Annotated in this window: 10 protein-coding genes and 1 pseudogene; 6 read left to right on the top strand and 5 right to left on the bottom strand. The window is 67.3% G+C overall.

The features are described from left to right. Positions 1 to 124: 124 nt before the first annotated feature. The 3 genes from ACFW2Y_RS32525 (at position 125) to ACFW2Y_RS32535 (ending at position 2,330) form a co-directional block, all read left to right on the top strand. Complete coding sequence (locus ACFW2Y_RS32525) at positions 125 to 1,009, top strand: IS3 family transposase (RefSeq protein ID WP_384886300.1); 885 nt, start codon at positions 125 to 127, stop codon at positions 1,007 to 1,009. A gap of 145 nt (positions 1,010 to 1,154) precedes the next feature. Beyond that, positions 1,155 to 1,919, top strand: coding sequence for an IS21-like element helper ATPase IstB (gene istB, locus ACFW2Y_RS32530; RefSeq protein ID WP_384886303.1), 765 nt, complete (start codon positions 1,155 to 1,157; stop codon positions 1,917 to 1,919). A gap of 36 nt (positions 1,920 to 1,955) precedes the next feature. After that, positions 1,956 to 2,330: a hypothetical protein gene (locus tag ACFW2Y_RS32535; protein ID WP_384886306.1), complete on the top strand. Its 375-nt coding sequence runs from the start codon at positions 1,956 to 1,958 to the stop codon at positions 2,328 to 2,330. Positions 2,331 to 2,413: 83 nt separating this feature from the next. Here ACFW2Y_RS32535 and ACFW2Y_RS32540 read toward each other — a convergent pair whose 3' ends face one another. From ACFW2Y_RS32540 to ACFW2Y_RS32550, 3 genes are all read right to left on the bottom strand, one after another. Continuing rightward, complete coding sequence (locus ACFW2Y_RS32540) at positions 2,414 to 4,015, bottom strand: ISL3 family transposase (RefSeq protein ID WP_384886309.1); 1,602 nt, start codon at positions 4,013 to 4,015, stop codon at positions 2,414 to 2,416. Positions 4,016 to 4,083: 68 nt separating this feature from the next. Continuing rightward, positions 4,084 to 5,040 carry an IS630 family transposase gene (locus tag ACFW2Y_RS32545; protein WP_384886312.1) on the bottom strand — a complete coding sequence of 319 codons (957 nt, stop codon included), beginning with the start codon at positions 5,038 to 5,040 and terminating at the stop codon, positions 4,084 to 4,086. 36 nt (positions 5,041 to 5,076) lie between these two features. Continuing rightward, positions 5,077 to 5,475: a VOC family protein gene (locus ACFW2Y_RS32550; protein WP_384886314.1), complete on the bottom strand. Its 399-nt coding sequence runs from the start codon at positions 5,473 to 5,475 to the stop codon at positions 5,077 to 5,079. A gap of 183 nt (positions 5,476 to 5,658) precedes the next feature. Here ACFW2Y_RS32550 and ACFW2Y_RS32555 point away from each other — a divergent pair, with 183 nt between their 5' ends. The 3 genes from ACFW2Y_RS32555 to ACFW2Y_RS32565 all read left to right on the top strand — a co-directional run bounded on the left by ACFW2Y_RS32555 (position 5,659) and on the right by ACFW2Y_RS32565 (position 7,808). Further along, complete coding sequence (locus ACFW2Y_RS32555) at positions 5,659 to 6,483, top strand: transposase family protein (RefSeq protein WP_384886317.1); 825 nt, start codon at positions 5,659 to 5,661, stop codon at positions 6,481 to 6,483. Between the two features lie 514 nt (positions 6,484 to 6,997). After that, a complete protein-coding gene (locus ACFW2Y_RS32560; protein WP_384886320.1) occupies positions 6,998 to 7,435 on the top strand; it encodes a hypothetical protein in 438 nt (145 codons plus the stop codon). A 199-nt stretch (positions 7,436 to 7,634) separates the two neighbouring features. Beyond that, positions 7,635 to 7,808, top strand: a complete 174-nt coding sequence (locus ACFW2Y_RS32565) for a hypothetical protein (RefSeq protein ID WP_384886323.1) — start codon at positions 7,635 to 7,637, stop codon at positions 7,806 to 7,808. Positions 7,809 to 8,054: 246 nt separating this feature from the next. Here ACFW2Y_RS32565 and ACFW2Y_RS32570 read toward each other — a convergent pair. Both ACFW2Y_RS32570 and ACFW2Y_RS32575 read right to left on the bottom strand, forming a co-directional pair. Then, positions 8,055 to 8,315 (bottom strand): annotated as a pseudogene (locus tag ACFW2Y_RS32570) (homocysteine S-methyltransferase family protein); the annotation flags it as partial. A 167-nt stretch (positions 8,316 to 8,482) separates the two neighbouring features. Next, a complete protein-coding gene (locus tag ACFW2Y_RS32575; RefSeq protein WP_384886326.1) occupies positions 8,483 to 8,626 on the bottom strand; it encodes a hypothetical protein in 144 nt (47 codons plus the stop codon). Between the last annotated feature and the right edge of the window lie 459 nt (positions 8,627 to 9,085).

Consider the following 9,085-nt stretch of genomic DNA (forward strand, 5'->3'; position numbering starts at 1 on the left):
CCTCAAGCTGAACACACGACCCCGGCAGACCCTCGGGTTCGAAACTCCCGCTGATAGGCTCGCGGCAGCTGTTGCATCAACCGGTTGACTCCGCCACCGCCTTCTTCGTGAAGGAGAACGACCGGTGAGCGAGCTGTACCGGTTCATCCACGCGGAGAAGGCGAAATACCCGGTCGTTCTGCTGTGCCGGGTGCTGAAGGTCGCCCGCTCGTCGTACTACGCGTGGTGTGATGGCGAGACCGCCCGCCGCGCCCGTCAGGCCGCCGACGACGCGCTCGGGCACGAGATCACGGTGCTCCACATCGCCTCCCGCCACACTTACGGTGTCCCGCGCATCCACGCTGAGCTGCGGCGCCTGGGGCGGCGGGTGAACCGCAAGCGCATCGCGCGCGTGATGCGTGAGCGCGACATACGCGGCGTCACGCGGCGCAGGCGCCGCTCGCTGACCCGGCCGGATGCGAAGGCGAAGCCGGCCCCGGACCTGATCGGCCGCGACTTCCACGCCGAGCGTCCCGGGATCAAGCTGGTCGGCGACATCACCTACCTGCCCACCGCCGAGGGCTGGCTCTACCTCGCCTGCTGGCTGGACCTGGCCACCCGCGAGGTCGTCGGCTATGCCATGGCCGATCACCACCGTGCCGAGCTCGTCGTCGACGCCCTGGACATGGCCCATGGCCGGGGGAACCTGGAGCCGGGCTGTGTGATCCACAGTGATCGCGGCAGCGAGTACACCTCATCCCAATTCCGGGACCGAATAGGCGAGTTGGGACTCCGGCAGAGCTGCGGGCGGACCGGATCATGCTTCGACAATGCCGCCGCGGAGAGCTTCTGGGCCCTGCTCAAGGAGGAGATCGGCACCCGGACCTGGCCCGACCGGGCGACCGCCCGCGCCGAGGTCTTCACCTTCATCGAGACCTTCTACAACCGCCGCCTGCGCAAGCACAAGATCTTCGGCTACCTCACCCCGGCCGAGACCCGGCAGCGGCATCAACACGCTCTCGCGGCATAACCATCGAGTGTCCGAGATCACGGGGAAACTTCACCGCGGCCTTCCTCCACGGCCCCGCCCAGCTCTTCGCCGCCGTCGTGACCCCCGACACGACGGACGACATCCACGACGACCAGGTCCACGACGAAGCCGAGGTGGAAGCCCGATGACCGTGATGGACGCCGCCCTGCGGGAGTCACTCAAGGCCCTGCGACTGTCCGGCATGCTGGAAACCCTCGACGCCCGCCTCGCCCAGGCCCACGGCGGCGAGCTCGGCCACCTCGACTTCCTCCAGGTCCTCTGTCAGGACGAGATCACCCGCCGCGAGACCGTCGCCTTCCAACGCCGCCTGCAGTGGGCGAAGTTCGAGCAGCAGGTCACCCTGGAGGAGTTCGACTTCACCGCCTCATCGAAACTGCCCGCCGCCCAGATTCGCGACCTGGGAGCCCTACGCTGGCTCCACGCAGGGGAGTTGGTCATCCTCTTCGGCCCCGTCGGCGTCGGCAAGACCCACATCGCCCAGGCCCTCGGCCACCTCGCCGTCCGTCAGGGCGCCCACGTCCGCTTCGCCAAGACCAGCCGTATCCTCGCCGACCTCGCCGGCGGCCACGCGGACCGCACCTGGGAGAAACGGATCCGCGAACTCGTCCGCCCCGACGTCCTCATCCTCGACGACTTCGCCATGCGACAGCTGTCCGCGGCCCAGGCTGATGACCTCTACGAACTTGTCTCCGAGCGACAGGGCCGGTCCCTGATCATCACCAGCAACCGGGCGCCCAGCGACTGGTATCCCCTCTTCCCCAACCCCGTCGTCGCCGAGTCCCTCCTGGACCGGCTCATCAACACCAGCCACCAGGTCATCATGAACGGCCCCAGCTACCGCCCCAACAAGCGACCCCGGACTCCTGCTGCCAAGCCGTCGACCAGCTAGGCCAGGCCGCTCGCGGCCTATGAGAAGGTCATCCGCATGGCCGAGTCCTGGATCTTCAGCGATGGCACCGTCCCAGCGTCGCCCGCGGCGGCGCTGGCGGTGCTTCGAGAGCGAATCGATGCCGGTCAGCTGGAAACATGGCTGACCAGTTCGCATGGTCGTTCTCTGGCCGTCATCACGAACGCCAAGCGCGCGATGGTGATGCTCCTTGATGACGAGGACGATCCCGGCGAGCACGCTGTCACACCGGAAGCTATCGGCCGGAGCACGGGCTTCATCCTGGCCAACGGCCAGCACGACGAGTACCTCGACGAGGACACAGTGCCGCTGCCCGACTCACTGCGGATCGTCGACCACATCCTCACGGCAGGCATCCCACCGGGCGACACAACGTGGTCGGTCGACAGATAGAAGACGGCAGCACCTGGGGAATTACGTGACCGCAGCCCTGGGGAATTACGGGCTCTGGCGCTGATCTTGTGACGCTGTGGGTGTCAGGGCGTGAGGAGTACGCGCTTGCGCAGGAAGTCGAGGTTGGCGCGTCCATAGCCTTGTCTTTTGAGTAGTTTCGTCCTTGTGACCTGTCCTTCCACCTGGCCGGAGCTCCAGGGGGTGGAGAGCCCGGCGGTGACGGCGTCGATGTCGCGGCTCAGTCCGGTGACGAGGGAGTGCAGGGCGGGCAGGTCGTCGGCGAGGACGCGCTCCATCCAGGCGGGCAATTGGTCGCCCCGCAGGTCGCGCATCATGGCAGCGAAGTCGCGGACGTGGTGGGTGACGGCGTCGAGTTCGGGACAGCTGGTCCGGATCTCCTTGAGATCGGCGGCATCATCGGCTGTCAGGTTTCCGGGGTCGGTCATGATCCAGCGGACGATGCGGCGGGGCCGTGGAGCCGGGCGCCGCGCGGGTGGCGCGGTGGTGGCGGCCTTGAACGGACGGATATAGCGGCGGACGGTCTGGATGCTTCCGGCGAAGCCCAAGGCAACAATCTCCTGGTGGAGCTGGGCACTGTTGTGACAGCCCTCGTTCCACCGCTGGTGGAGGTAGGGCGTGTACTCGTCCAGGATGGTGGACCTGTTCGTCGCTTTGACCAGCAGCTCGTCGACGCTGGTGGCGCGGGCGAAGCGGCGCACGGTGGATCGGTCCAGCCGGAGTGTCCGGCAGATCTCCTCCAGCGTGCTGCCGTCGTCCAGGAGCTGTCGCACGGCGGCGTAGCGTTCCCTGGTCCGGGTCACCAGTCGGCGCTCTCGTCCGCAGACGTCGAGCAGCGCGGCACCCGGTGCCGGCGGCGTCAGCCAGATGTCGTCGCTGGTCGGCAGGGCGGCCGGTACGGTGTTCTCGAACGAGGTCCGGACGCAGGCGTGGTGGGCGGAGACGGTCTTTTCCACGGCCTCGCCGAGGTTGTGCCACAAATGCCAGGCGTCGGCGACCTGCACCGCTTGCGGGGCGCCGCTGCGGGCACTCTCGGCATAGGCCCCGGCCCGGTCCCGGCAAATGATCTCCACTTCCGGATGGCCCTTCAGCCAGGCGGCCAGCGGTTCGGCATCCCGGCCGGGTAGCACGTCCACCGGGCGCCGCCTCTCCAGATCCACCAGGATCGTGGCGTACGAGTCGCCCTTCCGTAGCGCGAAATCGTCGACCCCGAGCACACGGATCTCTCCGACGGGTTCTTCCGGCGTGGCGCGGACCAGACGTAACAGGGTGTCCTTGGCAACGCGCAGGCCCAGCACCCCGGCCAGACGGGCACCCGCGCGGCCGGCCAGCGCGAGAGCGATCGAGGTCAACTGCTCACGCATCAGTGGCGAGTAGCGGGCATGCGGGCTCGTCAGCCCCGCGATCTGCTCGGCGAACGTCACCGCCGGGCACGCCGGGTTCGCGCACTTGAACCGCCGCACCAGCAGCTCAATCACCACACCGGCGCCTCCGACCGCGGCATCCGCGAGCCGCCGCAGGTACCGGCCGTGCACCCGGCCCGACGCACTACCGCAATGCGGACACTCCGCACCCGCCGAGCGGGCCCGCGCATGCATCGTGACCACCCCGGCCACGGCCCGCTCGACCAACTCCACCACGACACCAGCCAGATGAGGGAACAACACCTCGAAACTCCGCGAAGAACACGCCAGCCATGATCACAGCCACCACTGACACCCACCGCGTCACAAGATCAGCGCCAGAGCCGAATTACGCGATCGTCCACACGGTGCTGCTTGGGCAGGTTGTGCTTGAGGTCGGCGTTGACCAGTTCGTCGGGGTTAAGCTCGGGCGAGTACGGGGGCAGGAAGTGCAGTTCGACGTCGTCGGGGTGGGCGGCGAGCCAGTCGCGGACCTTCTTGGAGCGGTGGGCGGAGTGTCCGTCGATCACGAGATGGACCTTGTGGTCGAAGTGACCGGCGAGCCGTTCCAGGAAGCGGCACATTACTTCGGCGGTGAAGCTCTCGGTGAAGACCATGAAGTGCATCCGGCCCTTGGTGCTGATCGCGGACATGGCGTTCACCGAGAACCGGTTCCCGCTCCGCCGCACGACGGGGGTCCTGCCCTTCTCGCCCCAGGTGCGGCCGGTGACCTGGTCGGAGCGGATGCCGACCTGGTCGGCGAAGAGGATCTCGCCGCCGTCCTTCCTTGCCTTCGCGCGGATCTTCGGCCAGGTCTCCTGATGCCAGCGCCGGACGGCCTCGGGGTCCTGCTCGACGGCCCGCTTGTCCGGGCGCTGGAAGGACAGCCCCCACCGCTTCAGGTACTTGCCCACCCCCGGCTCGGTCAGCCGCACCCGGTACAGCTTCGCGATCAGCTCACCCACCAGCCGCCGCGTCCACAACTGACCGGAAAGCCCCACGTCACAGGGCCGGTGGTCCAGGACCGCCTGCCGCACCGCGGCCTGCTCGGCCTCCCCGAGCACCTGGTGCACCCCGACCGGCTTGCCACGCCGACGCATGACCAGCGCGTCCCGCCGGCCGGCCTGCCACTTCGCCCACCACCCGTCGACCGCCTTCAGCGACACCCCGAACACCGCCGCCACGTCCTCACGGTCCCGCCCCGCCACCAACGCGGCCACCGCCCGCAACCGCAGGGCCTCCTGCGCCGACGGCGACAGATGCCGCGCGTCCCCCACCAGATCGCTCACACCCACCCAACGACCCAGAACCCAAACCGTTTCTGATCAATAGGTCTGCGGTGCCAGGGTGCGTAGGACGTCGAACTCGTTGCCCTCGGGGTCTGCCATGACTACCCAATTTCGGTCTGACCCCTGGCCCACATCCGTCTTGGTGGCGCCGAGGCCGAGCAATCTGGTCACCTCGTCCTCGGTGCTGCCGTCGATTGGGCTGACGTCGAGGTGAAGCCGGTTCTTCACGGTCTTGCCCTCAGGTACCTGGATGAACACCAGGGTGGGCGGCATCTGACGGGCCCGAACATCCTCGACGGTCGGCACCCAGGAGCCGATCTCGACCTTGCCCTCGCTCCGGTCGATCACCTTGAAGTCCAGGACCTCGCACCAGAAGGCCGCGAGCCTCTCAGGATCATGGCAGTCAACGGCCAACTCAGTGAACCTACTTGTCATGACTCTCCCCAGGCAGTGCGGACGAAGTTCAGAGTATTGGCCAGGCCGCCCGTCCGACAGATCCGTGATCTTCCTGGCTGGCGAGGCCATCAGATAGGCTTGACCCGGCATCAGATACGCGTGAAGCCCCTGGTAGGAACAGGTCTGCGAAGATCACGTTCCGGAACCAAGAGGCTTCACGCGTTGACCAGTATCACCTACACCGCAACACTCCACGTCGGCAGGGAGACCGCCGAGGCTCTCGCCCAACTCTTGCGCGAGCACCGCGAACGGCTCGGCACCCGCAGGGGGACCCGCGCTCTGGGCGTCTTCAAGCAGGGTGTCCTGGTGCTGCGGTGGTTCGTCGACGGGACGCGGCTGGCCCAACTCGCCCGGGACAACGGGGTTTCGGTGCCCACCGCGTACCGCTACTTGCACGAAGGGCTGACCGTGCTCGCCGACCACGCCCCGGATCTGTCCACCGCGCTGGAACGGGCGGCGTCCGCCGGCTACACCCATCTCAACCTGGACGGCACCGTCATCCGTACTGACCGCGTCGCCGCCCCCGGCCCCAACGGCGCCGACCTCTGGTGGTCCGGGAAGCACAAGCACCACGGCGGCAACGTCCAGGTCATCTCCGACCCCGACGGCTGGCCGATCTGGGTCTCCCCGGTCCGCCCCGGCCGCGAGCATGACACCACCTGCGCCCGCACTCACGGCCTGGTCGACGCCCTCAACCGGCTCGCCTCCACCCTGGACATTCCCACCCTGACCGACCTCGGCCACGTAAACGCCGGCGACGGCTTCCGCCACCCGGTCAAGAAGCCCAAGGGCAGCGAACTCGATGACGAGCAGCAGGCGTTCAACTCGGTCATCCGAGGCGTCCACGCGGTCGCCGAGCGGGCCAACGCCCTGCTCAAGGTCACCTTCAAGGCCCTGCGCCGGGTCAGCCTCGACCCCAGCGGCATCACCCGGATCGCCCGAGCCGCCCTCGTCCTGCTCCAGCTGGAACACGGCCGCACCGTCTGACCGAAGATCACGAAACGTCACGAAACGTTACCGAGAAAGATTCAATGCGACTCGATTCTTCTGTGAAGACGTATGCCGCACGCAAGATCTCCGAGGGAACTCCTCCCATAATGCTCAGCGATGCCTCAAGCGGGTCGCCTGCCGCCAAATCTTCAAGATTTTTGAGCGCTGACGGGAACCTACTCGACAACGTCGAAAACCTCGCTCAAGAGGTTTCACGCGGCACAGCAGCCCCGGGTGTTCGGGGCCTGGGCGAGCGTGGGACAGGGAGGAAATCCGGAGCCCGGCCCAGTCAGGACGATGGCCTGCTGGGTGGAGTCCTTGGCGGAACCGGATGAGGAGCCAGACGAAGCATGACCAGGCGGGCGGGTGGAGGCGGGTCATCCGGTTTGTTCGCGTGGTGTGCGCCACTCCGTGATCGTTCGGACATCTGGTGATCACTATAGGGTTACAGTGTGACATTGCACAGCCGGATGGTCCGGAAATGTGAAGTTCTCAGGGGAGGACCCTTCTTATGTCTCGCAAGTTCGTGCTCGCGGCCGGCGCCGCCGGTCTCGCGCTGATCGCCGTCGCGCCCACCACTGCATCCGCCCAGACCGCCACCGTCACCACCACGGTGTGTGGTGCGTCGGGTCTGCAGGCAGGCCTCGCCACCCGCGTCTGCGCCGACATCACCGGCGACCAGGTCGAGGTGTACGGCCGGATCTCGCTGGCCGGTCCGACCAGCCCCGGCAGCCCGTCTCCACTCGGGCAGGAGCTGTTCACCACGCTGACCGGTGAGGCGCCTGCGGGGACGCTGAACCGGCGGGTGGTCTTCAACTCCTCGATCGTTGAGGTCCGAGGGATCTCCGGGACCGTCGCCTGCGGCTCGACCGTGAAGGCGAGCTTTGCCGTCACGAGCTACCCGTGGTCGCCGCGACCGGTCGCACTGGAGACCGCCGTCACCTGCTGACGACCGCACCTACCGACCTGGCTCGCCCGTCCCCGGAGGGCGAGCCAGGCCTCCGGCGCTGCCGTGCAGCCCGCCTTCGGTGGGAGCAGGGCCTCAGGCCAGGGGTGACAGCGCGCTTCAGTCGTAGATGGCGATCACGGATGCGGCAGCCACTCGCCGTTAGCATGCCCGTGTGGCTGGGACCTGGACCGAAGAGTAGTTGATCGCGGACGGCTTCGAGCGCGTGTACACCCAGTTGGAGTGGTACGACGGGCCCCGCGTTGGCCTTGCTGACATCGACGGGGAGCCTCACTGCTTCCAGAACCACAACTACGGTCTCGGTGACGAAGACGACGGATACCGGGTCTGGCCCGCGAGCGAGGCCACCGGCTGATCCCCGGACCGCTCCTGCGGCCCTCGGCCCACGCCATCCGGCACTGCCTCGCCGCCACCCACCTCAACCCCCACCATCCCGTCGAGACCGTCCTGGCCTGCGACTTCTGGCGCCGACTCCACCAGACCCGCGCCCTCGTCAGCCACTGCCGCCGCCGCGGCGACCCTCTCCCGCACCACCTACGAGCCTGGGCCCACCATCAGCCGATCCCACCGATCACTGACCCTCAAGATCTCCGGCTGTAGTACCCGCGGCCGAGTGATTGGAGCCGAACGTGTTCGTCTCCACACAATCCACTCCCACCGTGAAATATGCCTCATGCACCGCACGCACGATGTCGGGACGCGTCACATTCAAAATCTCGTTACAGCCCTCAAGGTTTTGAAAGTCCTCAAGACTGGGATCTTGAGCCTGCAACATCGTGCCCATCGCTCCATCCGTAACGACCACTCGATGAGCGAGCGCCTCACGAAGAGCGGTAACACGGTTCCGGCTGTCAGCCTCGATCCGTCAGGGGTGATCGCTGCCGTGTAGCGTGATTGCTTCGCCCTGTTTGTCCTTGCTGTTGGCGGTCAGGGCCGTCGCGTGACGCTGCGGCTGCGCCGGGTTCCACGGTCCCGGTGGTGGTGCTGGACTGCTCCTTTCTGGTCTTCGTCGGGGCGGGGGCCCGGGCGTCAGGTGACGGCGGGGAGTTCGGACAGGCGTCGCCATGCCGTGACGAATGCCTTGGCCCAGGGCCAGTCGGCCGCGAGGCGGAGGTGCCGTCGGCGGGCGTGGGCGGCGAGGCGGGCCGGCAGGTGGTAGATCCGAAAGCGCATGGTGTCGGGTTCGGCGTCGGCGAGGTCGTCTTGATCGTGGAGGGTATGGATATCGCCAGCTGGATGAAGACCACCGCACGGTCCCGCCACCCCGGCCCTCCGGCCGGGAACACCCCGGCCAGTGCCTGCGTCAGCCCCGACCGGTCCGCGAGGCGCCGCAGCAGCACCACCCCGGCATGCCCCACCAGCCCCTTCCCGTCCGCCCTCACGACCAGGCCCCGGTCCCACCCTGTACGCTCGCTCACCAGAAAGGTGCCCTGACTCTTGTGCCGGATACGACGTAGACACTCGCATCCTCACAGGTCAGGGCATCATTTCTGCTACCAGGGCGACAGATCACCCAATTCCGCTGACTGGTCTGGGTCAGTGAGGTCTTCTCGGCAACGTGATGGTTGCGGTGCGTGACAGCTTGCGGGTGGCCTGGGTGATGACCCGACGTCAGACATGCGTGAAGCCCCT

It is taken from the genome of Streptomyces sp. NPDC058877, from assembly GCF_042742855.1.
Taxonomy (GTDB): Bacteria; Actinomycetota; Actinomycetes; order Streptomycetales; family Streptomycetaceae; genus Streptomyces.

Coding starts and splice junctions, on each gene's coding strand:
- istB (WP_384886303.1), top strand. CDS start 1,155: ATGACCGTGATGGACGCCGCCCTGCGGGAGTCACTCAAGGCCCTGCGA.
- ACFW2Y_RS32535 (WP_384886306.1), top strand. CDS start 1,956: ATGGCCGAGTCCTGGATCTTCAGCGATGGCACCGTCCCAGCGTCGCCC.
- ACFW2Y_RS32550 (WP_384886314.1), bottom strand. CDS start 5,475: ATGACAAGTAGGTTCACTGAGTTGGCCGTTGACTGCCATGATCCTGAG.
- ACFW2Y_RS32560 (WP_384886320.1), top strand. CDS start 6,998: ATGTCTCGCAAGTTCGTGCTCGCGGCCGGCGCCGCCGGTCTCGCGCTG.
- ACFW2Y_RS32575 (WP_384886326.1), bottom strand. CDS start 8,626: ATGCGCTTTCGGATCTACCACCTGCCGGCCCGCCTCGCCGCCCACGCC.